Annotated in this window: 22 protein-coding genes and 1 pseudogene; 8 read left to right on the top strand and 15 right to left on the bottom strand. The window is 72.4% G+C overall.

Annotation, left to right across the window (positions count from 1 at the left end):
* Positions 1–39: 39 nt before the first annotated feature.
* On the top strand, positions 40–774 hold the full coding sequence (locus ACGF3H_RS34210; protein WP_362487153.1) for a Mut7-C RNAse domain-containing protein: 735 nt from the start codon (positions 40–42) through the stop codon (positions 772–774).
* On the opposite strand, the gene ACGF3H_RS34205 is transcribed toward ACGF3H_RS34210, so the two are convergent.
* The 5 genes from ACGF3H_RS34205 to ACGF3H_RS34185 all read right to left on the bottom strand — a co-directional run bounded on the left by ACGF3H_RS34205 (position 771) and on the right by ACGF3H_RS34185 (position 9,554).
* Entirely contained in the window at positions 771–3,185 is a 2,415-nt protein-coding gene (locus ACGF3H_RS34205) for a galactose oxidase-like domain-containing protein (RefSeq protein WP_362487155.1), read from the bottom strand. The genes ACGF3H_RS34210 and ACGF3H_RS34205 overlap by 4 nt on opposite strands.
* Positions 3,182–4,414: a polyprenol monophosphomannose synthase gene (locus tag ACGF3H_RS34200; protein ID WP_362487157.1), complete on the bottom strand. Its 1,233-nt coding sequence runs from the start codon at positions 4,412–4,414 to the stop codon at positions 3,182–3,184. The genes ACGF3H_RS34205 and ACGF3H_RS34200 overlap by 4 nt, the downstream gene beginning before the upstream one ends.
* Positions 4,411–6,060: a phospholipid carrier-dependent glycosyltransferase gene (locus tag ACGF3H_RS34195; RefSeq protein ID WP_362487158.1), complete on the bottom strand. Its 1,650-nt coding sequence runs from the start codon at positions 6,058–6,060 to the stop codon at positions 4,411–4,413. Before ACGF3H_RS34195 ends, ACGF3H_RS34200 begins: the two co-directional genes overlap by 4 nt.
* The gene (locus ACGF3H_RS34190; RefSeq protein WP_362487159.1) at positions 6,057–7,319 is read right to left on the bottom strand and encodes a glycosyltransferase; all 1,263 of its coding nucleotides are present in this window, start codon (positions 7,317–7,319) and stop codon (positions 6,057–6,059) included. The genes ACGF3H_RS34195 and ACGF3H_RS34190 overlap by 4 nt, the downstream gene beginning before the upstream one ends.
* Positions 7,320–7,523: 204 nt before the next feature.
* On the bottom strand, positions 7,524–9,554 hold the full coding sequence (locus ACGF3H_RS34185) for a thioredoxin domain-containing protein (RefSeq protein WP_362487160.1): 2,031 nt from the start codon (positions 9,552–9,554) through the stop codon (positions 7,524–7,526).
* 199 nt (positions 9,555–9,753) lie between these two features.
* On the opposite strand from ACGF3H_RS34185, the gene ACGF3H_RS34180 reads away from it, so the two are divergent.
* A complete protein-coding gene (locus tag ACGF3H_RS34180; protein ID WP_362487162.1) occupies positions 9,754–12,963 on the top strand; it encodes a tetratricopeptide repeat protein in 3,210 nt (1,069 codons plus the stop codon).
* A 101-nt stretch (positions 12,964–13,064) separates the two neighbouring features.
* Here the strand turns inward: ACGF3H_RS34180 and ACGF3H_RS34175 are convergent, their stop codons facing one another.
* Together ACGF3H_RS34175 and mca are read right to left on the bottom strand one after the other, a co-directional pair.
* Entirely contained in the window at positions 13,065–13,325 is a 261-nt protein-coding gene (locus ACGF3H_RS34175; protein ID WP_362487164.1) for a hypothetical protein, read from the bottom strand.
* Positions 13,318–14,199: a mycothiol conjugate amidase Mca gene (gene mca / locus ACGF3H_RS34170; RefSeq protein ID WP_362487165.1), complete on the bottom strand. Its 882-nt coding sequence runs from the start codon at positions 14,197–14,199 to the stop codon at positions 13,318–13,320. Before mca ends, ACGF3H_RS34175 begins: the two co-directional genes overlap by 8 nt.
* Positions 14,200–14,414: 215 nt before the next feature.
* On the opposite strand from mca, the gene ACGF3H_RS34165 reads away from it, so the two are divergent.
* Together ACGF3H_RS34165 and greA are read left to right on the top strand one after the other, a co-directional pair.
* A complete protein-coding gene (locus ACGF3H_RS34165; protein ID WP_362487167.1) occupies positions 14,415–14,813 on the top strand; it encodes a DUF4307 domain-containing protein in 399 nt (132 codons plus the stop codon).
* Positions 14,814–14,981: 168 nt separating this feature from the next.
* Entirely contained in the window at positions 14,982–15,479 is a 498-nt protein-coding gene (greA, locus tag ACGF3H_RS34160; RefSeq protein ID WP_161167970.1) for a transcription elongation factor GreA, read from the top strand.
* Between the two features lie 57 nt (positions 15,480–15,536).
* On the opposite strand, the gene ACGF3H_RS34155 is transcribed toward greA, so the two are convergent.
* The 6 genes from ACGF3H_RS34155 to ilvA form a co-directional block, all read right to left on the bottom strand.
* The gene (locus ACGF3H_RS34155) at positions 15,537–16,028 is read right to left on the bottom strand and encodes a hypothetical protein (protein WP_362487169.1); all 492 of its coding nucleotides are present in this window, start codon (positions 16,026–16,028) and stop codon (positions 15,537–15,539) included.
* Positions 16,029–16,032: 4 nt separating this feature from the next.
* The gene (locus tag ACGF3H_RS34150) at positions 16,033–17,172 is read right to left on the bottom strand and encodes a hypothetical protein (RefSeq protein ID WP_362487171.1); all 1,140 of its coding nucleotides are present in this window, start codon (positions 17,170–17,172) and stop codon (positions 16,033–16,035) included.
* Positions 17,172–17,735 (bottom strand): hypothetical protein, encoded by a 564-nt coding sequence (locus ACGF3H_RS34145; RefSeq protein WP_362487173.1) that lies wholly within the window; start codon positions 17,733–17,735, stop codon positions 17,172–17,174. The genes ACGF3H_RS34150 and ACGF3H_RS34145 overlap by 1 nt, the downstream gene beginning before the upstream one ends.
* 468 nt (positions 17,736–18,203) lie before the next feature.
* Positions 18,204–19,001, bottom strand: coding sequence for an ABC transporter permease (locus ACGF3H_RS34140; protein WP_362487236.1), 798 nt, complete (start codon positions 18,999–19,001; stop codon positions 18,204–18,206).
* Between the two features lie 5 nt (positions 19,002–19,006).
* The gene (locus tag ACGF3H_RS34135; RefSeq protein ID WP_362487175.1) at positions 19,007–20,014 is read right to left on the bottom strand and encodes an ATP-binding cassette domain-containing protein; all 1,008 of its coding nucleotides are present in this window, start codon (positions 20,012–20,014) and stop codon (positions 19,007–19,009) included.
* Between the two features lie 267 nt (positions 20,015–20,281).
* Complete coding sequence (gene ilvA / locus ACGF3H_RS34130; RefSeq protein ID WP_362487177.1) at positions 20,282–21,511, bottom strand: threonine ammonia-lyase; 1,230 nt, start codon at positions 21,509–21,511, stop codon at positions 20,282–20,284.
* Between the two features lie 168 nt (positions 21,512–21,679).
* On the opposite strand from ilvA, the gene ACGF3H_RS34125 reads away from it, so the two are divergent.
* The 3 genes from ACGF3H_RS34125 (at position 21,680) to ACGF3H_RS34115 (ending at position 23,127) form a co-directional block, all read left to right on the top strand.
* Positions 21,680–22,180, top strand: coding sequence for a MarR family transcriptional regulator (locus tag ACGF3H_RS34125; RefSeq protein WP_362487238.1), 501 nt, complete (start codon positions 21,680–21,682; stop codon positions 22,178–22,180).
* Positions 22,181–22,334: 154 nt separating this feature from the next.
* The gene (locus ACGF3H_RS34120) at positions 22,335–22,835 is read left to right on the top strand and encodes a sigma factor-like helix-turn-helix DNA-binding protein (RefSeq protein ID WP_362487179.1); all 501 of its coding nucleotides are present in this window, start codon (positions 22,335–22,337) and stop codon (positions 22,833–22,835) included.
* A 34-nt stretch (positions 22,836–22,869) separates the two neighbouring features.
* Positions 22,870–23,127, top strand: a complete 258-nt coding sequence (locus tag ACGF3H_RS34115) for a hypothetical protein (RefSeq protein ID WP_225632002.1) — start codon at positions 22,870–22,872, stop codon at positions 23,125–23,127.
* 94 nt (positions 23,128–23,221) lie between these two features.
* Here ACGF3H_RS34115 and ACGF3H_RS34110 read toward each other — a convergent pair whose 3' ends face one another.
* Complete coding sequence (locus tag ACGF3H_RS34110) at positions 23,222–24,376, bottom strand: cystathionine gamma-synthase (RefSeq protein WP_362487182.1); 1,155 nt, start codon at positions 24,374–24,376, stop codon at positions 23,222–23,224.
* A 97-nt stretch (positions 24,377–24,473) separates the two neighbouring features.
* On the opposite strand from ACGF3H_RS34110, the gene ACGF3H_RS34105 reads away from it, so the two are divergent.
* Positions 24,474–25,592: a hypothetical protein gene (locus tag ACGF3H_RS34105; protein WP_362487184.1), complete on the top strand. Its 1,119-nt coding sequence runs from the start codon at positions 24,474–24,476 to the stop codon at positions 25,590–25,592.
* A 52-nt stretch (positions 25,593–25,644) separates the two neighbouring features.
* Here ACGF3H_RS34105 and ACGF3H_RS34100 read toward each other — a convergent pair.
* Positions 25,645–25,742 (bottom strand): annotated as a pseudogene (locus ACGF3H_RS34100) (peptide-methionine (S)-S-oxide reductase); the annotation flags it as partial.

The following is a 25,742-nucleotide window of genomic DNA, read 5'->3' as shown; positions in this document are numbered from 1 at the left end:
CCCCGAGAGCGGCGGCCTCCCGCGTGGCATCCTGACCAGGTGAACGGTCCCGAGATCCACGTCGAGTTCGCCCCCGGACTGCGCGTGTTCGCCCCCCGGGCCCGCGCGACCGGCGCCGCCCGCGCCGCCACCGACGGCGTCTCCACCCTCGGCCACGTCGTCGAGTCCCTCGGCGTCCCCCTGACCGAGGTCGGCGCGCTCCTGGTGGACGGCCGCGAGGTGCCGCCCGGGCACGTCCCCACCGGCGGCGAGTCGGTGACCGTGCGGGCCGTCGAACACCCCCAGCGGGTCCCGGGCGCGCCCCTGCGCTTCCTCCTCGACGTGCACCTCGGCACCCTCGCCCGCCGCCTGCGGCTGCTCGGCGTGGACACGGCCTACGAGTCGACGGACCTCGGCGACCCGGCGCTCGCCGCGCTGTCGGCGGCGGAGAAGCGGGTCATGCTCAGCCGCGACCGGGGCCTGCTGCGCCGCCGCGAGCTGTGGTCCGGCGCCTACGTCTACAGCACCCGTCCCGACGACCAGCTGAAGGACGTCCTGGACCGCTTCCAACCCGAGCTGCGGCCCTGGACCCGGTGCACCGCCTGCAACGGCCTGCTGAGGAAGGCCACCAAGGAGGAGGTGGCCGACCAGCTCAAGGGCGGCACCGAGCGGACGTACGACGTGTTCGCGCAGTGCACCGCGTGCGGGAGGGCGTACTGGAAGGGCGCGCACCACGAACAGCTGGAGGCCATCGTGGAGCGCGCCCTCGCCGGGACCGGGCGCCGGGAGCCCTAGTACCGCTTCGTCCGCACGTCCCCCTTGCCGCAGGCCACGCCGTCGCGGTCGGGGTCCAGGCGGAGCGGGTCGTCCTTGCCGTTGACCTCCAGGTGGCCGTAGTCGTTGCGGGCCAGCCAGGAGCAGCGGGCGGCCGTCGTCCTCTTCACCTCGGCCGGGAAGGCGGTCGGCACGCAGACGTTGGCGGAGCCGTAGTGCCGGTCGCAGCCGGAGACGGTGGGGGCGACCGGCTGCGAGGCGCGCTTCCTGCCGGGGCCCGTGACCTTGCCCCGCGGGGCGTCGGCGAAGGAGTGGACGTGCGCCGAGGCGTCCTTCGCGGCGAGGGCCGTCGGGCCCTGGAGGTGCACCCACTTCGCCACCGAGGGCACGCCGTTCGCGTCGACCGCGAAGAGCATGTACCAGCCGGGGGGTGCGAGATTCGGGTTGCTCGTGACGTTCAGGTCGACGTTGTTCCCGTCCACGGACAGCGGCAGGTCCACGAACCGCTGGTTCGGGTCGGAGGAGTGGGTGACGGCGGCCGGGCGGATCAGCTCGGCCTTGGCGATCGGCCGGTCGACGGTGATCCGCTGGGTGTCGCCGTAGGTCCACTCGGTGTCGATCACCGAGGTGATCGAGGGCCGCTCGCCCTTGAGCAGGTACGGGGGCGTGTAGACCGACACGTCGTGGTTCCAGGAGCCGTTGCCCGGGTTGTCGCCGGTGGACATCACCCGGCCGTCGGGCAGCAGGAACGACGACGAGTGGTAGCCGCGAGCCTCCGGGTCGGCGGCCACCGGGTCGAAGGTCTCCGTCTCCGGGTCGAAGACCGAGGACTCGAAGACCGGGTTCGCCCGGTTGTGCAGCGCGCCGCCGGTCTCCAGCACCTTGCCGTCGGGCAGCAGCACGGCGGAGACGTACATCTTGCCCTGGCCGCCGGTCTGCGGCACCGGCCCGGCGCCGAGGTCGACCGTGCCCTGCGGGAGCGGGGGCCCGGCGGTGTAGGCGGGGTTCGGCTGCTTCAGGTCGATGATGTCGGTCAGGCGGTTCGCGTCCGGGTTGGAGTCGATGTTGCCGCCGCCGATGGTGAGCACCCTCTGGTCCTGCGCGGGCGGCAGCAGCACGCTGGCCGACTGGTCCCGTACGTCCTTGTCCTGGAGGCCCGGGACCTGCGTGACCGTGTTGGCGTCGTAGTCGTAGATCGCCGAACCGGTGCCGGGGATGTTGTTGCCGAAGACGTGGCTGCCGGAGTAGAAGAGGCGGCCGTCCTGCATCAGGATCATCGACGGGTACAGGCCCCAGTACGACCAGGTCTGGTTGACCTGCCAGGTCGGCAGCCACTTCTGCTGCGCGTCCGACCACCGCTCGGCCGTGACCGACCCGGTGGAGTCCTCGCGCAGCCCGCCGAAGGAGATGACGTCGCCGTTGCCGAGGACGGTCGCCGACGGGTACCAGTGGCCGTCGTTCATGTCGTTGGTCTTCGTGTAGGTCTCGGTCTCCGGGTCGAAGACGTACGAGTCCTTGAACCCCTGGTAGCCGATCGTGCCGTCCGCCGACGGGTAGCCGGCGTTGCCGCTCATGACGAGGACGCGGCCGTCCTGGAGCTGGACGTGCCCGGCGCAGAACATGTCCTTGGGCGTCGGGATCGTCCGGTACTCGCCGGTCGCCGGGTCGTACACCGCCGACGTGAAGGTGCCCGCCTCGAACATCTCCGGGTCGTTGCCGGAGCCCGCGATCAGCAGCACCTTGCCGTTGTGCAGGACGACGGAGTGCATGGAGCGGACCGGGTTCTCGGTGGGCAGCACGTCCCAGCGGCCGTCGGCGCACTCCTTCGCGGTGCCCGTGCACTCCGGTTCCGGGACCGGGTCGGCGACCTGCTCCATGGTGTAGTCGTCGGTGGTCGCCGATCCGGTGCCGTAGACGGAGACGCCCCAGCTGATGCGGTCGGTGCCGGCCGGGACCTCGGGCGTGCGGACGCTCGCCTCGGTCCAGTCGGCGGCCAGGGCGAGGGTCTTGAGGTCGGTCCAGTACTGCCAGCCCGCGGTGGCGTCGTGCCGGAAGAGGGTGAGGGCGGCGTCCGGGGTCGTGGTCCTGTACCAGAGGGACAGGTCGTACTGCTTGCCCGCCGTCACCACGGGCGCGCACGCGGCGGACTCCGTGATCAGGGCCTTGCGGTCGCCGTCCAGCCGACGGGTGAGCTCGACCTTCATGGCCTTGGAGCCGGTGTGGGCGTCGGCGGTGGTGGTGAAGGTGAAGTCGTTGTCGCCCCAGCCGGACTTCTCCCAGCAGTAGGGCATGTCGCCGGTGCCGGCCGTCTCGAAGCCGGGGTTCTTGATCAGGTTGGCGGCCGAGGCGGGCTGGGGGGCGGTGAGCAGCAGGCCGCCGGTGAGGGCGGACACCGCCAGGAGGGCGGAGGTTCTCCTCCGTGGTCTTCTCATGCGTCGCTCCTCGCTGTGCGGGCCGTACGGCTTTCCCTGCTGTGCTGCTCCGGCGCGCGCTTGCGGCGCCGGCGCGGGAGGTAGACGAGCGCCTCCGTCCCGGCGAAGCGCAGGACGAAGGTGATGACGAGGGCCAGCGCGGTGGCGGGCAGCACGGCCAGCCCGAACTGCCCGACGAGCAGGGCGATCAGCGGGATGCGCAGCACCAGGTCGGCGTTGGCGATCAGCGCGAACCGCAGCGTCCGGTCGGCCCAGTGCCGGTGCCGGCGCCGGTCGCGGAAGAGCAGCCGCTCCAGCAGGAGGAAGTTCCAGGCCACCCCGAACTGGTTGGCGAGGATCTCGGAGGGCAGGTAGTGCAGCCCCGCCGCGGTCAGCGCCCACAGGGCGGCCAGGTTGGGCACGAAGCCGCTCAGCCCGATCAGGCCGAAGGCGATCATGCGAGCGGGCGCCGAGGCGGTGCGCAGCCCGGCCAGGTGGCGCAGGAAGCGCAGCCCTTCCCGCGCGGTGGACTTGGACTCGCCCGCGAACCGCTCCTCGAAGACGAACGGCACCTCGGTGACGGTGTGGGGGCGGCCGCGGACGGCGAGTTCGAGGAGGATCTTGTAGCCGAGGGGCTTGAGGACGTCCGCGGTGACCTCGCTGCGGCGGATGGCGAAGAAGCCGCTCATCGGGTCGCTGATGCCGCGCAGCCGGCGCGGGAAGAGGGCCTTGGTCAGCCAGGTCGCCGCGCGCGAGACGGCCACCCGGTAGCCGCCCGCGAGTCCGGCACGGCTGCCGCCCTCGATGTACCGCGAGGCGACGACGAGCCCGGCGCCCGCCCGCTCGCCGGTGGCGACCAGCTCGGGGACCAGGGACGGCGGGTGCTGGCAGTCGCCGTCCATGACGACGATCCAGTCGGACCCGGCCGCCCTGAGGCCCTCGACGACCGCGCCGCCGAGCCCGCCGGCCGGCTCGTCCCGGTGCAGGACGGTGACCGGGAACGGGCAGTCCAGGGCCGCTTCCCGGACGACGTCCGGGGTGTCGTCGGTGGAGTCGTCCACGAAGACGACCTCGCAGGGCAGCCGGGCCGGCACGGACTCGGTGATCCGGTGCAGCAACTGCCGTACGTTGGCGGACTCGTTGAAGGTCGGTACGACGATGGTGACGGCGCCCGGCTCGGGCACCTCCGAGGCCGCGGGGCGTACGGCCGGACGGCCCAGCTCGCCGGGGACGGTGGACTCGTGGCTCATCGGGCGGCTCCGGAGGGCTGGATACGGCGGATCTCGATGCGGTCCGCGCCGGTGCCGAAGACGGCGACCGGGGTGGAGTGGTTCATCGCGGCCCGGACGTTGGGCAGGTCGGCCGCGTCGCGCCGTACCGTCGGGGAGGCGACGACGTAGTCGATGTCGCGCCAGCCGCCCGGCATCGTCTTCGTCACCGCCGGGTCGAGGTCCGCCTTGTAGAACCAGATGACCCCGAGTCCGGGCCGGTAACCCGCGTGCACCAGATCCAGCCACAGCGCGTCGTCGACGAGCACCCGGGTGCCGGCGGGGTCCGCCACCTCCTCGGCCAGCCAGTCGGCGGCGGCCTCGTAGGGGGCGTTGGCGTCGGCGGTGACGGCGGTGCGGTCGCCGTCGTACCAGCGGGGCACGACGTAGGCGCCGGCGGCGAGCACCAGGACGCCGGCGAGGGCGTACCGGCCCGCGGTGACGCCCCGTTTCTCGGCCTCGGTGCGCCATCTGCGCAGCACGGCGTGGGCGGTGCTCGCCGCGCCGCCGGCCAGGACCAGGGCGAGGAAGGGCAGGGCCTGGATGACGTACATGGCGGGCAGGTAGCCGTTCGGCCGCAGGGCGAGGGCGGCGAGGATCGCCACCGTCAGGGCCGGTCCGGCCAGGGACCGCGCGGTGACCGACCAGCGCCAGGTGGCCAGCAGGAGCAGCGCGCCGGCGAGACCGCCGAGGGGCAGCACGCGGTCGTAGTACAGCCAGGACTCCAGGACGCCCCAGGAGCCGGAGCCCTGGTCGAGGATGAAGCCGGAACCGGGCCTGGTCATCTGGTAGACGACGCCGTCCCACAGGGAGACGTGTCCGCCGCCCGGCAGCAGCTCGCCCTTCAGCAGGGCGAACAGGGGGTAGGAGAACCCGATGAGGGCGCAGGCGGTGACGGCGCCGGTCAGGGCGAACTTGCGGGTGTCCCGGTGGCTGTGGCGCCACATGGTGACCAGCAGGGCGGGCAGGACGACGAGCATCGTCTCCTTGGTGAGCACCGCGGTGGCGGCGGCGACGCCCGCGCCGAAGTGGTGCCACAGGTGGCGGCTCGGGGAGGCGGCCAGCGCGAAGGCCAGCAGGGTCCACATCACCGCGAGGTTGTCGAGGAAGATCTCCCGCTGGAGCACGACCGAGAGCGGGGAGAGCCCGAACAGGGCCATGGCGAGTCCGGCGGCCCAGCGGGGCAGGGAGAGCCGGCGGGCGATGACGTAGACGAGGACGGCGGAGACGGCGGCGATCAGCAGCATCACCGCGCGCATGGTGCCGACGGTCATCGACTCGGGGCTGATCAGCGTGGGTATCCAGGTCAGCACGGCTATCTGGATCCAGCCGAGCGGCGGGTGGTCGTACCAGTAGGTGTAGTGGGCGAGGCCCTCGCCCTGCTGGACGGCCCACGCCTGGGCGAGGTAGGTGCCCTCGTCGTCGCTGAGGGCCGGGTAGTCGGAGATGTTCCAGCCCTGCACGACCATGATCGCCAGGAGCAGCGTGCCGCACAGCAGCAGGTCGGGCCGGGAGGAGCGGAGGCGGCCCGGCGGCGCGGCGCCGCCGGGGGCCGTGCCGGTGTCGTGGGCAGGCCGGCGCTGCGCGGGGACCGTGGTGCCGGTCGCCGCGGGAAGGGTGGAGGTCACGCGGGAACGTCCTCTCGGTCCACGGGCGCGAGGTGGGCGCCGACATGGCTGGTCAGCTCCCAGTCGTTGCGGCCGCGCTGCTCGCGCCACACGGCGCGGACGGCGGCCCCGGCGAGGAGGACCTGGTAGAAGGGGCCCCCGGCGATCAGCTTCAGGTAGTGGGCGAGACGGACGCGGAGTCCGTACTGCTTGCCGAAGTCGTGCAGGCCGACGACCTCGAACACGAAGGTGACCAGGGCCGTGACGGCCGGCAGGAAGGTGATGAAGGCGATGCCGACGGGCACGTCCAGGAACAGCGCGACGGCCGCGTTCAGCGGGATGATCACACCGGTGAAGGCCTGGAGGAACGGCGTCATCAGGGTGTAGCGGGCCAGCAGCCGCTGGGTGAAGGTGGGCAGCTGCCGCCAGTCCTTCTTCCGGTACACCTGGAGGAACCCCTGGTTCCAGCGGGTGCGCTGCTTGAGCAGCGACATCAGCGTGCCCGGGGTCTCCTCCCGGGTGACCATGTCGGAGTCGTAGGCGACGACGACCTTCTTGCCGGTGCTGGAGAGCCGGACGCCGAGGTCGCAGTCCTCCGCCAGGCACTCGGGGTCCCAGCCGCCGGCCTCGCGGAGCACGTCCGTGCGCACGAAGACGGTGTTGCCGCCGAGCGGGATGAACCCCTTCTGCGCGTGCAGGTGCAGCCGGGAGCGGAACCAGAAGAAGTACTCCAGGCAGTTGCGCAGGCTGTACCAGCTGGAGTGGAAGTTGATGAGCTGGACGCCGCCCTGGACGACGTCGGCGCCGGTGGTGCGGAAGGCGTGGTCGACGTGGGCGAGCAGCTCGGGATGGACCTGGTCCTCGGCGTCGAAGACCCCGACGACGTCACCGCGGCAGTGCGGCAGCGCCGTGTTCATGGCCTTCGGCTTGTTCTTCTTCTCGTGGGTGTCGACGACGACCCGGACGCGGGGGTCACGGTCGGCGGCCCGCTCGGCGACGGCCGTGGTCTCGGGATCGTCGTGGCCGACGATGACGATGATCTCGAAGTCGGTGTGCGTCGAGGTCAGCAGGCGCTGGACGGTGTGGTCGAGCACGGCCTGTTCGTGCCGTGCGGGCAGCAGCAGCGAGAACGACACGTGCTCGTCGCCGTCGGGTCTGCTGAACCGGGTGGAGGCGAGCACCTCGGGCGTGCGCCAGGCGTGCATCTGCCACCACAGCGTGAAGGCCGCCATCCAGAAGAGCGCCAGTGAGACGGCGGCGACGAAGACAGACGTCAGCAAGAAAAGATCCCCCCAGATCTTCGGAATTCCCCCCGCGCGACGGCCCGCCCGGATCAGGCGACCGCCACGTCACGGTGAAGAGGCTAGGGGTCTTCTGTGAAACACATCGGCTGTTTCGGTGAAGAGCGTGTTTCCTCACAACAGGAACCGGTTCTGAACAGTTCGTCCACCGGTTCCGTTGCGAGGGGTTTCGTTCGTGTCGTCTCAGCTGTTCAGTGCGGCCCGCAGCCGCTCCGGGTCCGTCGTGGGCGCGTCACAGGTGAAGTTGCGGCAGACGTACGCGGCCGGCGCACCGCCCACCAGGGGGCGGCCGGCGAGCAGCGGGAACTCGTCGCTGCCCTCGGTGCCGACGGCGACCACCGCGCCCGGCGCCGTCCCGAGGAGGGCCGTGCGGTGCAGCCCCAGGGTGGCGCCGTCCCCCGGGGCCGGCCCGACGACGGCGACTTCGCGGGGACCGTCGAGCAGGGCCTCGGCGGCGGCGAGGCCCCAGCCGATGAAGCGCGGGACGCGCGGGCCGAGTGCCTTCACCACGCCGAGGGCGTGCTCGGCCGCGGTGCGGTGGGCCTCGGAGCCGGTGTGGGCGGCGTAGGAGAGCAGGGCGCCCGCGGCGGCGGTCCAGCCGGACGGCGTGGCGTTGTCGGTCGGGTCCTGCGGCCGGCGGATCAGCCGCTCGGAGTCGGCGGCGGTGTCGTAGAGGGAGCCGGAGTCGTCGGTGAAGCGGGTGAGGACGTGGTCGAGCAGCAGTCCGGCGAAGTCCAGCCAGACGCCCTCGCCGGTGACGGACGCGAGGGCGAGGAAGCCCTCCGCCACGTCGGCGTAGTCCTCCAGCACCCCGGCGTTGGCTCCCGCGCGGCCGTCCTTGCTGGTGCGGAAGAGCCGGGCGTGCTCGTCGAGGTGCAGCCGCACCAGCAGGTCGGCGGCGGCCACGGCGGCCTCGACCAGGTCCGGGCGTTCGAAGTAGGCGCCGGTCTCGGCGAGCGCGGCGACCGCCAGGCCGTTCCAGGCGGCGACCACCTTGTCGTCGCGGCCGGGGGCGGGACGCCCGGCGCGGGCGGCCAGCAGCCGTTCCCGTACGGACGCGATCCGCTCGGCGTCGAAGACGCCCTCCTCCTGGGGGAGTTGCAGCACCGAGGAGCCGTGCTCGAAGGTGCCCTCCTCGGTGACGCCGAAGTACTGGGCGGCGAGCGCGGCGTCGTCCGCTCCGAGCACCTCGGTGAGCTGCCCGGGCGTCCACACGTAGTAGGCGCCCTCGACGTGCCGTCCCGTGCCGTCGTCGCTGTCCGCGTCCAGCGCGGAGGCGAACCCGCCCTCGGCGGTGCGCAGTTCGCGGACCATGAAGTCGGCGGTCTCCAGGGCGACCCGGCGGGCGAGCGCCGACCCCGTGGCACGCCACAGGTGGGCGTAGACCCGGCACAGCAGCGCGTTGTCGTACAGCATCTTCTCGAAGTGCGGCACCACCCAGTCCCGGTCCACGGAGTACCGGGCGAAGCCGCCGCCGAGCTGGTCGTAGATCCCGCCGCGCGCCATGCGCTCGCAGGTGTCCCGCGCCATCTGCAGCGCGCCCTCGGCGCCGGTGCGGGCGTGGTGCCTCAGCAGGAACTCGATCGCCATCGACGGCGGGAACTTCGGCGCCCCGCCGAATCCGCCGCGCTGCGCGTCGTACTCCCGGGTCAGCCCGAGCAGCGCCTGCCCGAGCTCGGCGTCGCCGGGCGCCTGCGCGTCGCCGTAGGAGATCTCCCGCCCGGCGAGATCGCGCACGATCTTGCCCGCGACGTCGGTGACCTCGCCCCGCCGCTCCGTCCAGGCCTGCTGGACGCCCTGGAGCACCTGCCGGAAGGACGGCATGCCGTGGCGGGGCTCGGGCGGGTAGTACGTGCCGAAGTAGAAGGGCTCCGCCTCCGGGGTGAGGAAGACGGTCATGGGCCAGCCGCCGTGTCCGGTCGCCGCCTGCACCGCCTCCATGTACACGGCGTCGACGTCGGGGCGCTCCTCGCGGTCGACCTTGACGCTGACGAAGTGCGAGTTCAGGAACTCGGCGGTCGGCCCGTCCTCGAACGACTCGTGCGCCATCACGTGGCACCAGTGGCAGCTGCTGTACCCGACGCTCAGCAGCACCGGCACGTCCCGCCGCCGCGCCTCCTCGAAGGCCTCGTCCGACCAGGGCCACCAGTCGACGGGGTTGTCGGCGTGCTGAAGGAGGTACGGGGACGTCTCGTGCGCCAGTCGGTTCGGCATGTGGTCCATCCTGCCCCAGTACCCGCGCCCGGCCGGACAGCACACCGCCGTGCCCCACGGGTCCTCTCCCCAGGGTCTCCCCGCCGCGGCACATTTGACCGGCGGACAACCGGGGAAGGACCCGGGGGCGGGCCGGGAGGGGCCCGGCGATGCCTGGGGACACCAGGGGGATGCCATTGCCGCCGGAGGGGGACGGGACATGCGGGACGGTCATCGGGTGGAGGCCGAGCGGCTGCTGACGCGGGCCGTGGAGGAGGAGGTGCGGCGCTCGGGCGGGCGCACGGACGGGAACGTGCTGCTCTCCCGGGCCCGCGGGGCCCTGGACGCGATGGCGGAGATGGCCGCCGAGGAGTACGAGGCCTACACCCGCGCCCTGGACGAGGCGTCGGCCGGACAGCTCACCTTCCGCCGGCGCTACGCCCAGGAGGGCGGCGGCACTCCCCTGCTGGTGGCCGGCGTGGCGGCGGTCGCGGCGGTCGTCGCCGACGTGGCGCTCGGCACCGGCACGGGCACGGCGGTCGGCGCGGGCGTGGCCGTGGGCGTCGTCGGCGCGGCCGCGACCGTGGTCAAGGTGGCCGGTTCCCATGTGCCGGCCGCCCATCACCGCGCCGGTGCGGTGAGCCAGCCGGGCGGGCCCGAGCAGCTGCGCCTGCAGTGGCTCACCGCGCTGGAGGTGCGCGGCATCCGGCCGTTCCTGGACCAGCAGCGCGTGCTCGCTGCGTCCACCGGGCCGAAGAAGGCCGGTCCGAAGCTGCGGGGCGCCGACAAGAGCGCGGCGGCCCGGGGGCGCACCGTGCTGGAGCAGTCGTTCGCGCAGCTGCCGCAGCCCGAGGGCGCGTTCGCCGGCCGGCGCGGGGAGATGGCGCGGCTGCGGCAGTGGGTGCAGGCGGCCCGCGCGAGCACGGAGACGATGGCGACGGTCGTGGTGCTGCACGGCGCGCCCGGCAGCGGCCGGACGACGCTCGCGGTGCGGGCCGCGCACGAGCTGCGGGACCACTTCCGCGGGGCGTGCGTGGTCGATCTGCGCGGCGACAGCGCCTCGACGGGGGGCGAACCGCCGCTGACCACCCGGGACGCCCTGCTGCACCTGCTGAACCGGCTCGGGGCACCCCGCGAGCAGTTGCTGTTCCGGGAGCGGTCCTCCGCGGACCAGCAGGTCAAACGGCTGAGCGAGCTGTACCACCAGCATCTGGCGGGCGTGCCGGTCACCATCGTGCTGGACGACGCCTCCGACGCCGAGCAGGTGCGCGCGCTGGTGCCCGAGCGGTCGGACAGCCTGGTGCTGGTCACCGCGCGGAAGGCGCTGGACCTGCCGGCCGACCTGCCCGCGCGGGTGTTCCGGCTGCCGGTGGAGCCGCTGGACGCGGCCGGTGCGGAGGAGCTGCTCGGCGCCGCCGCCGAGGACGCGTCGGGGCCCTACGACGCCGAGTCCGCCGAGCGGATCCGGCAGCTGTGCGGCGGGCTGCCGCTGGCGCTGCGCATCGCGGGCTCGTCCCTCGGTCCGCGCTCGCCGCGCCGGCTGGCCACCGACCTGGGCGCCTACGGCCCGGTGGAGCCGGTCGAGCGGGCGCTGTGGCTGCGCTACACCGACCAGCCGGAGGCGACCCGGCGGCTGCTGCGCCGGCTGGCGCTGGCCGGGCGCACCTCGCTGGGTGCCGCCGCTGCCGCCGCGCTGCTGGCCACCGACGAGGCGGAGGCGGCGCGGCAGCTGGCGGCGCTGTCGGACGCGGGGCTGCTCGATCACGTCCGGGGCAGCCGCTACCGGCTGCACGACGTGGTGCGGGCCTTCGCCGCGGCCCGTCTCTCCGACGAGGAGGAGCCGGCGGAGACCGCGGCGGCGCAGGAACGGCTGATCGCGAACTACGCCGAGCTGGCCGACTCGGTGCTGCGCCTGGTGGACGGCAACATGTCGACCCGTTCGGACCGGTTCGGGCAGCACGGCTTCACGTCCCTGGACGAGGCGCTGCGCTGGCTGGACGACGAGTCGAGCTTCATCACGGCGGCGCTGCGGCACGCGGAGGGCGTCGACCAGGGCACGGTGCTGAACCTGCTGGGCGCGCTGTGCGACTACTGCCTGCTGCGGGGCGACCTGTACCGGCTGGGCGAGATCAGCGAGCTGACGCAGTCCGTGGACCAGGGGCTGCTGGTGCGCTCCGTGCAGTGGCGCACCGGCATCGCGGCCCGGCAGCTCGGCGAGCTGGACAAGGCGCGGACCACGCTCACCTCCGTGGTCGACCTGTACATGGAGGCCCACCACGACGCGGGGGCGGCGCGGGCCCTGTGCTCGCTCGGCATCACGCTGCACCACCAGGGGAACCTCACCGAGGCGGCGGCGAGGCTGCGGGAGGCGCTGGACCTCCAGGCCCCGCCGGAGCTGGCCACGGACCGGGCGTGGACCCTGCACGCGCTGGCGGCCGTGCAGCGGGACCGGGCCCGGCTGGCGGAGGCCATGGACCTGCTCACCGAGTCACTGGTCCTGCACCGCGCGGGCGAGTCGGTGCACGGCCAGGCGTGGGCCCACTTCCAGCTCGGCCAGCTGCGGCTGCGGATGGGCGACGTACCGCGGGCGGAGGAGGAGCTGCGGGCCGCCCTGGAGCTGTACGGCCGTACCCAGGACGCCCGCGGCGAGGCGTGGGCGCTGACCCAGCTGGCGCGGGCCCGGCTGGTGGACGGCGACGCCTCCGAGGCGGCCGAGGAGCTGCGGCAGGCCGCGGCCCGCCACCGCGAGAACGAGGACGCGCGCGGCGAGGCGTGGAGCGTCTACTACCTGGGTCAGGCACTGGAGGAGACGGGCGCCCTGGACCGGGCGGTCCGTGAGCTGGAACGCTCCCGCACGATGTTCTCGCGGATGCGGGACGTGTACGGCCTGGCGTGCGCCCGGCACCATTCGGCACGGGTGACCCGCGACCAGCGGGCCGCGCAGACCGGCTCGCTCAGGAACTCGGGCTTCGCCCGCCAGCTCCTCGTCGACGCGCGCGCCGACTTCCAGCGCATCGGTGTAGGCCACGGCGAGGCGTGGACGTGCCTGGAGCTGGCCGTGGTGGACGCCGGCAACGCCCGTACGCCGCAGGCGCTGGCGCTGTGCGACGAGGCGGCGGTGCTCTTCGCGGCGTACGGCGACCGGCGCGGCGAGGACTGGGCCCGCTTCCTGCGCTGCACGCTGCTGCCGTACGCCGCCCCCGGCGGGGTGGAGGTCGGCACGGCGGTGGCGCAGGAGGAGCTGGCCCAGCTGTCCCGCGCCCGGCATCCGGCACGCGACCCGAAGCTGGACGACTACGTGGAGGCGTACCGGCTGCTGCTGGAGCGGGGCGTGCGGCTGGAGGCGGGCTGGCAGGCCTGGCGCCTCGGCATGGTCCCGGACCGGCACGCGCGCGAGGTGATGGGCGTGGCGGTGACGGCGGGGCACTGAGTCCCGCCGTCACCGGGCCCCCCCGCTCTCCCGGGGCCCACTGGTCACCGGGCCCGGCGCGGCCGCCGCTCCGGCCCGGTGCGCGGACGTCCCGGGGCGGGTCAGCCCTGCTGCGGCTCGGCCCGGCCGGAGCTCTTGCCCGTCCCGGCGCCGGAGGCACCGGCCTCCGCGTCCGGGGACTCCTTGAAGTCGACCCTGGCCATGTGCCGGTTCATGGACTTCATCAGACCCCACACCGCCAGGGCCATCACCGCGAAGACGATGAAGCCGAGGACGCCGGGGGTGACCTTGTCCTCGTCGATCTCGGCGAGGGTGACGAGGTGCGTCATTGCCAGGCTTGCGCTTGCGCTCATGTCAGGCATTGTCCCGGATGCCCGCGAAGAGGTCGTCCTCGGGGAGGGAAGTGTCCACGAGGGACTTCGCGAGCTCGTACTCCTCGGTGGGCCAGACCTCCTTCTGGATCTCCATTGGCACCCGGAACCAGCCACCGTCCGGGTCGATCTGCGTGGCGTGCGCGATCAGCGCCTTGTCACGGATCTCGAAGAAGTCGGCGCAGGGCACGTGCGTGGTGAGCGTGCGCTCCTTGCGCTCGAACTCCGCCCACCGCTTGAGCCAGTCCCCGTAGGGCGACTCCAGGCCGCGCTCCAGCAGCGCGTTGTGCAGCGCCTCGGTGCGCGGGCGGTTGAAGCCCTGGTTGTAGTACACCTTCAGCGGCTGGTACGCCGGGCCGTACTCGCTCTCCGGGTACTTCTCGGTGTCGGCCGCGCCCTCGAAGGCCACCATCGTGATCTTGTGGGTCATGATGTGGTCGGGGTGCGGGTAACCGCCGTTCTCGTCGTAGGTGGTGATCACCTGGGGGCGGAACGAACGGATCTTGCGCACCAGCTCACCGGCCGCCTTGTCGACGTCCTCCAGGGCGAAGCAGCCCTCCGGCAGCGGCGGCAGCGGGTCGCCCTCGGGCAGGCCGGAGTCGACGAAGCCGAGCCACTCCTGGCCCACGCCCAGGATCTCCCGGGCCTCGTCCATCTCCTTCCTGCGCACCTCGTGGATGTTCTCCTCGATGTACGCGTCGCCCTGCAGCTTGGGGTTGAGGATGGAGCCGCGCTCGCCGCCCGTGCAGGTCACCACCAGCACGTCCACCCCCTCGGACACGTACTTCGCCATGGTGGCCGCGCCCTTGCTCGACTCGTCGTCGGGGTGGGCGTGGACGGCCATCAGTCGCAGCTGGTCAGTCAAGACTCGTTCCTCGGTCAGTCGGCCCCCGGTGTGCGGTGGCGCGATCCAATGGGTGCCGCCCCGTAGGGCCCCGTCGTTCAGGGGCGGCGGTCGGGTGGCAAGCGGGAGGCTTCTATAGTGACCGAATCGGGGGGCGAATAATTCCGGGGCCCGGGAACAACACGCTTCGGGGCCCCTTTCGGGACACTTCTCCCGCTCCTGCCGAGAGGACGATCATGAGCACGGCGACCACGAGAGCGCCCGAGGGCCGTTACGGCCGCTCCTCGGACGAACGGTCCGACCGCACCCTCAAGGTCGTCGGCGCCGTGCTCGGTGCCGTGCTGCTCGTGGTGATCGGCTGGTTCGGCTACCACTACGTCGGCCAGAACAAGATCAGCGCCGAGGTGATCAGCTTCGAGATCACCGACAAGGCCGTCCAGATACACCTGGAGGTCCGCAAGGACGCCGGGGCCGCCGGCTACTGCACGATGCGCTCCCAGGCCGAGAACGGCGACGAGGTGGGCCGGGCCGACTTCCGCTTCGACGGGGACGCCACGCGCATCGACAAGGTCGTCACGCTGCGCACGAAGGCCCGCGGCACGTCGGCGGAGCTGCTCGGCTGCCACGCGGAGTGACGCCCACGGGAATCCGTCGGCACTGACCTGCGCCGACGGGAATCTAGTGGCTTATGTCCTCCCCCTTTGCCGACTGAATTGTTAGGCTCGTGGTTTCGCCCTTCCGTGGAGGAACATCCTTCTGGGTAGGGCGTTGCTTTGTATTCCCAGTACCGACGAGGAGCACCTGTGACCCAGACCAGCGAGAACGTCACCTGGCTGACCCAGGAGGCGTACAACAAGCTCAAGGAGGAGCTTGCGTACCTTACTGGTCCCGCGCGCACCGAGATCTCTGCCAAGATCGCCGCGGCGCGCGAGGAGGGGGACCTGCGCGAGAACGGCGGGTACCACGCTGCCAAGGAGGAGCAGGGCAAGCAGGAGCTCCGCGTGCGCCAGCTGACCCAGCTCCTCGAGAGCGCGAAGGTGGGCGAGGCCCCCGCCGCGGACGGTGTGGTGGCGCCCGGCATGGTCGTCACGATCGCCTTCGACGGCGACGAGGACGACACGCTGACCTTCCTGCTCGCCTCGCGCGAGTACGCGAGCTCGGACATCGAGACCTATTCGCCGCAGTCCCCCCTGGGCTCCGGCGTCAACGGCCACAAGGTCGGCGAGGACGCGGAGTACGAACTGCCGAACGGCAAGTCGGCCTCCGTGAAGATCCTCAAGGCCGAGCCCTACAACGGCTGATCCTGTCCCCGCGAGCCCCCGGCGTCCCCTGGCGCCGGGGGCGTCGTCGTCCCGGCCTCAGCCGCCCTGTCGTTCCAGGCGGAAGGCGGGGCAGACGTCCGGGTCGTCGTCCGTGTAGAGGTGGGTGTGCCCGTCGCCCTCGGCGATCGACAGCGAGTCGAGGGTGTCCCCCTTCAGGAAGCGCTGCGGCGTGGTGAAGGAGAGGGACAGGCGCGCGAACTCGGTGGCCGGGGTGCCGCCCTGCACGACGGACCAGGTGCCGGACCCGTCGAAGGTCTCGCCGAGCTCGCTCCGGTACCAGTCACCGGTCGGCCAGTCGTGCACGGTGACCGAGCCGCTGCCCGGCTTGTCCGGCGAGGCCTTCAGGGTGAGCGACACGCCCTCCGCGTCGCCCTCACCGCGGTAGGTGCCGGCGAGCTGCCCGGAGGTCGCGCCGACCGCCTGCTTCCCCATGCAGGCCTCGACGCTGGTGGGCTCCGACGAACAGCCCGCCAGGCAGGTCAGCAGGGCCAGCACGGCGGCGGCCGCCGGCAGTCGTACTCGGGACACCGACTCACTTCTCCTTCGCCGGAATGCGCTCGGTCCAGATGATCTTCTGGTCCACGGACGAGAAGGCGCCCTCCTCGCGATTGAACTTCTCCAGCCAGTCGTAGTAGCCGACGTAGTGCAGGAACGACTCGTTGCTGGTGTTGTTCTTCAGGGTGTACTCGACCACGAGGGAGCCGTCGGGGTCCTGGCCCTTGACCGTGTAGTTCAGGTTGTACGAGCCGGTGAACGCCTCGCCCAGGTGGTCCTCGTCACCGGTGACGATCGCCGGGATGTCCGTGGTGATGAGCTTCTTGAACGCGCCCAGTTTGCCGCTCTCCGAGATCGAGTACGCCACGCTGCCCTCCGGCTGACCGGTGGACCGCCACTGCTGCAGCGTGTCCAGCCGCAGTTGCTCCATGCTCTCGCTGGACCTGATCAGCTCGGTCATCTCGTCGCCGTAGTGGTAGTCGCGGTGCCGGTCGCCGTCACCGGTCACCCAGTCCCAGCCCAGCGAGTACGGATCGTCCGAGCTGAGCCCCGGGTAGGGGTTCTTGCCCTGGAGGGCGAGGTCGAGCGCGTTGTACGCGTCCTCGCTGATCTTCTTCGTGGAGTCGATGTCGGTGAGCCCCGGGGCCTGGTTGAACCACTGGCCGAGGCCGATGTCGGCCATGAGGCTGAAGGAGAGGTTGCGGTCGGCCGTGACGCCCCGCTTGAGGATCTGCGCGATCTCCCGGTCCGCCGCCTCGATGGTCTTCTTCTCCTCGTCGGTCAGCTCGACCTTGCAGGCGTTGCCGATGACGTCCGGGGACAGCGTGCCGTCCTTGTTGATGTACAGGCCCTTCTCCTTGGCCCGCCGGGCGGCGTCCTTGAGGTCCTTCTGGGCGGACTTCAGCTCGCCCACGCCGTCCTCGACGACGCGTCGGGCCGCGTCCGCCACCTTCGTGGCGTTCTCCAGCTGGCGCTCGATGTCGTCGATCATCTTCCAGGCGTACGGGGCCGCCGCCCCTTCCCAGTAGCCCTTGTCCCGCAGCGGTGTGAGCGCTTCGTCGTGCATGCGCTTGCCGAGGCCCTTGATGTCCCGGTGGATGGTCTCCCAGCGGTCCGCCAGGTCGTCCAGCGCCGTCAAATCCACGGACAGCAGCGTGAGGTAGAAGGTCTCCGCCATCAGAAGTCCTCCAGTACCGAGCGGAGCCGCACCTGGCCGGCGGTCTGGCCCACGGCCATGTCCGTCTTGGTGTAGGTGCCGTCGCTGAGGCGCAGGCTCTCGGCGATGTGCGCGAGCCATCCCGTGACCGTGCCGGCCTGCCGCTCCCACTGCCGGTGGGCGAGCCGGACCGCCCGCGCCGACTCCAGCCCCTCCAGCGCGCCCACCGCCTTCAGCGCGGGCTCCTCCAGGGACGCGGCCGGCTTGTAGAAGTGGTCGTAGATGTCGTCGATCTGGCCGGCGGCCTTCTTGAGCACGCCCGGTGCGATCTTCAGGTCGACCGGCTTGCCGCCGGCGGGCGGCGGCGGGAGGAGGCCGGGAGTGGTCGGTTGCAGCGGCGGCCGGTCCAGTGGGTCGACGGTGCTGCTCGCGGGCGGCGCGGTGTAGTGGCCCTCCCAGCCGGGGAGGACCTCGTGCCGCTCGATCTCGTCCGGGGACAGCGGGAGCTTCGCCCCGTCCGGCTCGGGGAGCCGGTCGTCCCCCGTGGTCCTGCCGTCACTGCCCGCGTTCTTGCCTTCGCTCATGTGTGATCCCCCGTTCGGTGTCGCCCCTTCAGACAATCATGGGGACGACCGGATGATCACATCGGTTCGGCATCCACGCCGAAGCCAACTGGGCCTCTTCGCAGGCGTCGAAGTCGCCGAGCCACGCGAACGCCTCCGCCCGTACGGCCGCAGCCCAGTGCTGTGCCGCCAGGCTGCTGTCCCCGCGTACGGCGACGCGTCGAGCAGCCCCGAGGGTGTCCGCGGCCCGCTTGCAGCGCTGCTCGGCGAGGTCTACGTACGCGCTGCGGATCAGGGCGCACGCCCACAGGTCGTAGGCACCGGCCTCCTTGCCGGCGCTGGCCGCCAGGGCGTAGGAGGGGAAAGGGCGCGAACGGCAGGTCGGGTACCTCGGGCAGGAAGCTCGGCGGCAGGAGGCGAAGCACGGTCGGAGAACGCTGAGGCCCGAAGCGCAGGCACTCCGGGCCTCGTCCCACGCTGCTCCCGGCCTCAGCCGTCCGCCGAGCGGTACTTCCGGACGGCCAGCGTGCGGAAGACCACGACGATCAGCACGGACCAGATGACCGACGCCCAGACCGGGTGCTGCATGGGCCACGCGTCGGAGGTGGAGACTCCGGGGCTTCCGAACAGCTCCCGGCACGCCTGCACGGTCGCGCTGAACGGGTTCCAGTCCGCCACGTGCTGCAGCCAGGGCGTCATCTGGCTGGAGTCGACGAACGCGTTGGAGACGAAGGTGACCGGGAACAGCCAGATGATGCCGCCCGAGGTCGCGGCCTCGGGCGTGCGCACCGAGAGACCGATCAAGGCCCCGATCCACGTGAAGGAGTAGCCCAGGAGGAGCAGGAGCCCGAAGCCTGCCAGGATCTCGCCCACGCTCGTGGAGCCCGCGGTGCCCGTGCGCCAGCCCACGATCAGGGCCACGATCGCCAGGACGAGGAGGGTGATGGCCGTCTGGACGAGGTCCGCGACCGTGCGGCCCGTCAGGACGGCGCCGCGCGCCATCGGCAGCGAGCGGAACCGGTCGACGAGCCCCTTCTGCATGTCGTCCGCGATGCCGGCGGCCGACCCGGCGGTCGCGAACGTGACCGTCTGGGCGAAGATCCCCGGCATCAGGAAGTCCTTGTAGACGTCCGCGTTCGTGGTGTCGCCGATCTTCAGCGACCCGCCGAAGACGTACGTGAAGAGGATCACGAACATCACCGGCTGGATGACCCCGAACAGCACCATCTCGGGAATCCGGGTCATGCGAATCAGGTTCCTGCGGGCAATGACCAGGGAGTCGGCCATCATGCTCACTTGGTCACCTCCTTCTCCGGCCGGTGGCCGGCCCCCTCCGCCGCAGCGTTCGCCTCGTCGCCCGCTTCTGCCGCGTGGCCGGTGAGGGAGAGGAAGACGTCGTCGAGGGTGGGGCGGCGCAGGCCGATGTCGTCGATCTCGATGCCGCGGGTGTCGAGTTCGCGGATGACCTCGGCGAGCAGCTTGGCGCCGCCGGTCACGGGCACGGTGAGCTTGCGCATGTGCTCCTCGACGGTCGTGTCGCCCTTGCCGAAGCCGCGCAGCACCTCCGACGCGGCCGGGATGTGCTCGCGCTCGTGGACGACCAGTTCGACGCGCTCGCCGCCGGTGCGGGCCTTGAGCTGGTCGGAGGTGCCCTTGGCGATGACCCGGCCGCGGTCGACCACGGCGATCTCGTGCGCGAGGTGGTCGGCCTCCTCCAGGTACTGGGTGGTCAGCAGCAGGGTCGTCCCGCCGGAGACCAGCTGCTTGATGACCTCCCACAGCTGCTGGCGGTTGCGCGGGTCCAGGCCCGTCGTCGGCTCGTCCATGAACATCACGGGCGGGGAGACGACGAGGGCCGCCGCGAGGTCGAGCCGGCGGCGCATGCCCCCGGAGTAGGTCTTGGTGGGACGGTCGGCGGCGTCCGCGAGATGGAACTGGTCCAGCAGCTCGGCCGCCCGGCGCTTCGCCTCCTTGGCCCGCATCTGGTACAGCTGGCCGACCATCTGCAGGTTCTCCCGGCCGGTCAGGTATTCGTCGACCGCGGCGAACTGTCCGGACAGGCCGATCGAGCGGCGCACCGCGTCGGGCTGACCGAGCACGTCGAGGCCGGCGACGACGGCCTTGCCGCTGTCGGGCCGCAGCAGGGTGGTCAGGCAGCGGACGGCGGTGGTCTTGCCCGCGCCGTTCGGCCCGAGCAGGCCCAGGACCGTGCCCTCGGGGACCTCGAGGTCGACGCCGTCCAGAGCCCTTACGTCACCGAAGGTCTTCACCAGGCCTTCGGCATAGATGGCGCCCGGCATATGAGTCTCCACGTCGTCGGGGATTCTTCGGAAAGCCTAGGATCGTACGATTTCTTTCGCTTGTTCTTCTTTCGCCTGTTCTTCTTTCGTTTGTTCTTCTGCCGCTTCCTCCGGCTCGCGCCGCACCCGTGCCGCCGGACGGAGAAGAACCGCGTGGCCCACGACACACACTAACGCGATGTATCGCGTCTCACCAGAGAGTTGCCCGAACGAGTGACGGCAGCATCCCCGACCGGAGCTTCGGCCCGGAGGAGGGCGGCTCCCGGTTCAGCCGATGACCGGGTAACCCGCGTCCCGCAACGCCCGGCCGACCTCGGCGCAGTGCTCCGGGCCCTTCGTCTCCAGGTGCAGCTCGACCTCCGCCTCCGTGAGCCCGAGCCGCGGGTCGGTCCGGACGTGGCTCACGTCCAGCACGTTCGCGTCCACCGCCGACAGCACACCGAGGAGCGTGGCGAGGGCACCCGGCCGGTCCGTCAGCCGCAGGCGGACCGCCAGGTAGCGGCCCTGCGCGGCCATGCCGTGCCGGAGCACGCCCTGCATCAGCACCGGGTCCACGTTGCCCCCGGACAGCACGGCCACCACCGGGCCCTCGAAGGCGCCGGGATCGCTCATCAGCGCCGCCACCGGGCTCGCCCCGGCCGGCTCCACGACCAGCTTGGCCCGCTCCAGGCACAGCAGCAGCGCGGCGGACAGCTCGTCCTCGGAGACCGTGCGGACCTCGTCCACCAGGTCGCCGATGATGCCGAACGGCACGTCACCGGGCCGCCCCACCTTGATGCCGTCGGCCATCGTCACCGGGTTCTCGACGGCCACCGGCCGCCCCGCGGCCAGCGACGGCGGATACGCCGCCGCACCCTCCGCCTGCACGCCGACGATGCGCACGTCCGGCCGGATCCCCTTCACCGCGACCGCCGTCCCGGCCACCAGCCCGCCCCCGCCGATGCCGACGACCACGGTCCGCACCTCGGGGCACTGCTCCAGGACCTCCAGCCCGACCGTCCCCTGCCCGGCGATGACGTCGGGATGGTCGAAGGGGTGGATGAAGACCGCGCCGGTGCGCTCCGCGTACTCCTGCGCGGCGGCCAGCGTCTCGTCGACCACCTGGCCGTGCAGGCGCACCTCGGCGCCGTAGTCCCGGGTGGCGCTGATCTTGGGCAGCGGGGCGCCCTTGGGCATGAACACCGTCGACCGGACCCCGAGCAGGGCCGACGCCAGGGCGACGCCCTGCGCGTGGTTGCCCGCGCTGGCCGCGACGACCCCGGCGGCCCGCTCCTCGGGCAGCAGCCCGGCGATCCTGACGTACGCCCCGCGCAGCTTGAACGAGCCGGTCCGCTGGAGGTTCTCGCACTTGAGGTGCACCGGCGCCCCGACCAGCTGCGACAGGTACCGGCTGCCCTCCATCGCCGTCACCCGCGCCACACCCGACAGCATCTTCTGCGCTCCGCGCACGTCGTCGAGGGTGACGGGCCGGACAGCGGCGGCGGTGCGGTGGCTCATGCCTCCAGCATCGCAGTTCACGGGCGCCGGCGACCGTTGTGACCAACCTCCGAGACCCGCTTTGCTCAGCGCCGGTACGCGTCGCCGCCCGGCCGCGTACCCTGTCCCCCAATTAGCAGCCCTTCACGAAGTGAGCCCCCGGCCATGCCCACAACACCTGAAATGTCGATGGACATGACGACCGCCGGTGACACCGGTCTTCTCGAGACGCTCCAGCACGAGGTGGCGCTCTTCGCCCGCCGCGCGGAACAGACCCGGCTCGGCGGGGTCGGGCAGGTCCGCAACTCCATGGACCGTGCCGCCTACCTGCTCCTGAACCGCCTCGACAAAGAGGGCCCGATGGGGGTCAAGGCCCTGGCCGCGAGCATGGGGATCGACTCCTCGACGGTCACCCGGCAGGTGGCACCGCTCGTCGACACCGGACTCGTCAAGCGGACGTCGCACCCCGAGGACGGACGCGCGGTGGTGCTCCAGCTGTCCCCGCGCGGCGTGGCGCGGCTGGACGAAGTGCGGACCTCGCGGCGCCGGCTGATGGCCGAGCTGACCGACGACTGGGCACCGGAGGAGCGCGAGGCGTTCTGCAACCTCCTCTCGCGCTTCAACGTCGCCCTGTCCGCCCGTACGGCCCCGCAGAGCGCGGGGAGCTCGGAGTCGTCGCCGGCCTCCTGAGGCGTTCGGCCCCGGGACCACCGGGGCCGACCCGGGCTCCGACGAGCGGACCGCGCCGCACTCTTGACCGGCGGGCCGACCCTGGCCTGATATGAGACCGGGCCCCGGCGCAGGCCGCCGGAGGCCACGGTGTCGCCCATCGGCGGGAGGCGCGGTGCGAGAACGGCATGCGGTCCGGGACGCCCTGCGGACCCGGGAGTTCGAGGCGTTCGTCGCGGGCGCGGCGGGCCGGCTGCTGCATGCCGCCACCCTGCTCACGGCCGAGCCGCCGGACGACAACCCCGGCGCGCGGCGCCTGCTCGCGCTGTCCCTGGCCCACACGTACGCGTGCTGGGACGGGCTGCGCGGCGAGGACCCCTACGACCGCACCCGCGAGCACTTGGCGACCCGGTTCGCCCGCGAGGCCTGGCACCGTCACGGCGGCGTGCTGGGCCCGATGCGCCGACGCCCCGCCGGCGCGCTCGGCGCACTCGCCCCGCAGGAGCGCCTGGTCCTGGTGCTCAGACTGTACGAGGGGGTCGCCGAGGAGCAGGTGGCCGCCCTGCTGGCCCTGCCGGTGGAACGGGTGCGGACGGTCCACGACCGGGCGATGGCCGCCCTGTTGTATCCGCGGCCCGAGCCCGCCCGGCGGGTGGCGAAGGCGGCCGCGTCATGACCGGCACGCGCGCGCGGGACACCGGGGGGCGGCGGTGAACCGGCTCGAACGGGAGGCCACCGCGCGGCGGATCATGGAGCAGTCGCCCCCGCGGGTACCGCCCGAGCTGTACGCGGACGTCCTGCGCCGCGGGAGCCGGATGCTGCGGCGCAGGACCGCCGCCCGCCGTCTGATGTGGCTGGTGCTGTGCGCCGCGGCCGTGGCGTTCACGGTGTGGGCGCTCACCGTCCGCCCCTGGGTGGAGCCGCCGTCCGGGACGACCCCACCCGTGACGGGCTGGGAGGGCTGGTAGCCCCGAGGGGTGTCGTTCGCATCTTGCCGGGGTCGCGGGGTCTGGTCGCCTGCAAGGCACCGTTGCCCGGAGCCGGTCTGATCCGGACGCCCCCCTAGCCGAGCGCCTGCTTCAGGTCCTCCAGCAGGTCGTCGGCGTTCTCGATGCCGACCGACAGGCGCACCAGGTCGGCGGGCACCTCCAGGGCCGAACCGGCCGCGGAGGCGTGCGTCATCCGGCCGGGGTGCTCGATCAGCGACTCGACGCCGCCCAGGGACTCGCCGAGCGTGAACACCTTCGCGCGGTTGCAGACCTCGACGGCCGCCTCCTCGCCGCCCTCGACGCGGAAGGAGACCATGCCGCCGAACGCCTTCATCTGCTTGGCGGCGATCTCGTGTCCGGGGTGGTCCGGCAGCCCCGGGTACAGCACGCTCGTCACGCGCGCGTGCCGGGTGAGCATCTCGGCGACCTTGCCGGCGTTCTCGCTGTGCCGGTCCATGCGCACCGCGAGCGTCTTGGTGCCGCGCAGCACCAGCCAGGAGTCGAAGGGCCCGGCGACGGCGCCCATCGCGTTCTGGTGGAACGCCAGCTCCTCGCCGAGCTCCTGGTCGTTCACGATCAGCGCGCCGCCGACGACGTCCGAGTGGCCGCCCATGTACTTGGTCAGGGAGTGCACGACGACGTCCGCGCCGAGCGCCAGCGGCTGCTGGAGGTACGGCGTGGCGAAGGTGTTGTCGACGACGAGCCGTGCCCCGGCCTCCCGGGCGACCTGCGCGACGGCCGCGACGTCGGTGATGCCGAGCAGCGGGTTGGACGGCGTCTCGACCCATACCGCCTTGGTCTTCGGCGTGAGGGCGGCCCGCACGGCGGCGGGGTCACCGCTTTCGGCGACCGACCACTCCACGCCCCACCGGGTGGCGACCTTGGCGAAGAGCCGGAAGGTGCCGCCGTAGGCGTCGTTGGGGATGACCACGTGGTCGCCGGGGCGCAGCAGCGTACGCAACAGGCAGTCCTCGGCCGCCAGTCCGGACGCGAAGGCGAGGCCTCGGCGGCCGCCCTCCAGGGCGGCGAGGTTCTCCTCCAGCGCCGTCCGGGTCGGGTTGGCGCTGCGGCTGTACTCGTAGCCGCCGCGCAGGCCGCCGACGCCGTCCTGCTTGTAGGTCGACACCTGGTAGATGGGCGGGACCACCGCTCCCGTCAGGGGATCGGCGGTGTTGCCCGCGTGAATCGCGAGCGTCTCGAAGTGCTGACTGATGTGCCTGTCGCTCATGGGCACCGAGAGTAGTGCCGCGAGCGGCCCCGCGCGTTCTCCACAGGCGCCCGGCACAGGTTGGCCAAGTGGCGGCGGCGTCTGGTTCGCTGGTGGCATGGAGATTCTCTGGGTCCTGATCGCCCTGGTCATGCTGGGCTTCGTGCTGCTCCCCGTGCTGCGGCGCCGACGGACCGCGGTCGGACTGGTCCCGCCCGGACACCCGGACGCCGCGGACCCCGCGAACTACGGCTTCGCCCTCGAGGAGGAGCTGGACGTCCGCATGCCCGGTCCCGACCAGGACCTGCTGGACGTCCTGGACCTGGTCCAGCGCACCCAGGACCACCGCGGGGCGCAGCAGCTCCTCGCCGGCACGGAGACCGAGGGCGAGCGCCGCTGGCAGCGCGTGCAGGCCTTCGCGGGCGCCGCGTCGCTGGAGCTGCAGCAGCGGCCCGGCGGGGTCGGCGAGACGCCGGGCGGGCAGTGGCTGCGGGTGTGGCGGGCGGAGGCCCCCAAGGACGCGGGCGGCGCCGCCGTGCACGCCGAGTTCCTGGTGCAGCAGGCGTGGCGGACGGCGACGCCGGGCACGGACGAGTTCCGGATCATCATGGAGGAGGCGAAGGCGGCGTGCGGTGAGGCGGCGCTGCTGGCCCCCGGCGATCCGGTGCCCCACATCATCGAGCTGTCGGTGGCGCGGGGCCTGGCCTACCCGCGCGAGGAGTTCGAGCAGCTGTGGCTGAAGATCCTGGACCGCGCCCCGGCCCACATGGGCGCGCACCTGGCCGCCCTGCCCTACTGGTGCGAGAAGTGGCACGGATCGCGCGAACTGGCGTACTCGTTCGCGGAGGCCGCGGCGGCCCGCGCGCCCCACGGGTCACTGCTGGCCGCGATGCCGCTCTTCGCGGTCTTCGAGCACCTGCCCGAGGTCAATCTGGTCAGCGGTTTCCACCAGAGCGAGGTCGTCACCCGGGCGGTCCACGCCGCCCTGCACGCGGTCCACTCGGCGCGGCCCGACGACCCGACGCAGGCGCACGTCCGCCATCTGCTCGTCTTCTTCCTGGTCCGCGGCGAGCGCTGGGCGGAGGCCATGAACCAGCTGATGGTCGTCGACGGCCATGTCGGCGCCCTGCCCTGGACCCTGTCGCCCGACCCGGCGTCCGAGTTCGCGGTCTACCGCGCCCTGGCGGTGGCGGGCTACGAGGCGAACGGCGGCAGCCCGGCCACGCTGCCGCACTGAGCGGTGCCCTCGGTGCGGGTCCGGCCGGGGTGCCGGCCGGACCCTCCCGCGCTCAGCCCTCGGTGCGGGCGGGCAGTCGCCATCCCGGGCGCGGGAAGTGGCAGGTGTAGCCCTCCGGGTAGCGCTGCAGGTAGTCCTGGTGCTCGGGCT

It is taken from the genome of Streptomyces sp. NPDC048185, from assembly GCF_043202495.1.
Classification (GTDB): Bacteria; Actinomycetota; Actinomycetes; order Streptomycetales; family Streptomycetaceae; genus Streptomyces.
This window is presented reverse-complemented; position numbering and strand designations above follow the sequence as displayed.

Excerpts from the sequence above, each read along its gene's own strand:
- ACGF3H_RS34165 (WP_362487167.1), top strand. The coding sequence starts at position 14,415 with ATGAGCACGGCGACCACGAGAGCGCCCGAGGGCCGTTACGGCCGCTCC.
- ACGF3H_RS34200 (WP_362487157.1), bottom strand. The coding sequence starts at position 4,414 with ATGAGCCACGAGTCCACCGTCCCCGGCGAGCTGGGCCGTCCGGCCGTA.
- ACGF3H_RS34140 (WP_362487236.1), bottom strand. The coding sequence starts at position 19,001 with ATGGCCGACTCCCTGGTCATTGCCCGCAGGAACCTGATTCGCATGACC.
- ACGF3H_RS34185 (WP_362487160.1), bottom strand. The coding sequence starts at position 9,554 with ATGCCGAACCGACTGGCGCACGAGACGTCCCCGTACCTCCTTCAGCAC.
- ACGF3H_RS34105 (WP_362487184.1), top strand. The coding sequence starts at position 24,474 with ATGGAGATTCTCTGGGTCCTGATCGCCCTGGTCATGCTGGGCTTCGTG.
- ACGF3H_RS34110 (WP_362487182.1), bottom strand. The coding sequence starts at position 24,376 with ATGAGCGACAGGCACATCAGTCAGCACTTCGAGACGCTCGCGATTCAC.
- ACGF3H_RS34150 (WP_362487171.1), bottom strand. The coding sequence starts at position 17,172 with ATGGCGGAGACCTTCTACCTCACGCTGCTGTCCGTGGATTTGACGGCG.
- ilvA (WP_362487177.1), bottom strand. The coding sequence starts at position 21,511 with ATGAGCCACCGCACCGCCGCCGCTGTCCGGCCCGTCACCCTCGACGAC.
- ACGF3H_RS34180 (WP_362487162.1), top strand. The coding sequence starts at position 9,754 with ATGCGGGACGGTCATCGGGTGGAGGCCGAGCGGCTGCTGACGCGGGCC.
- ACGF3H_RS34125 (WP_362487238.1), top strand. The coding sequence starts at position 21,680 with ATGGACATGACGACCGCCGGTGACACCGGTCTTCTCGAGACGCTCCAG.
- ACGF3H_RS34175 (WP_362487164.1), bottom strand. The coding sequence starts at position 13,325 with ATGCCTGACATGAGCGCAAGCGCAAGCCTGGCAATGACGCACCTCGTC.
- ACGF3H_RS34145 (WP_362487173.1), bottom strand. The coding sequence starts at position 17,735 with ATGAGCGAAGGCAAGAACGCGGGCAGTGACGGCAGGACCACGGGGGAC.
- ACGF3H_RS34205 (WP_362487155.1), bottom strand. The coding sequence starts at position 3,185 with ATGAGAAGACCACGGAGGAGAACCTCCGCCCTCCTGGCGGTGTCCGCC.
- ACGF3H_RS34135 (WP_362487175.1), bottom strand. The coding sequence starts at position 20,014 with ATGCCGGGCGCCATCTATGCCGAAGGCCTGGTGAAGACCTTCGGTGAC.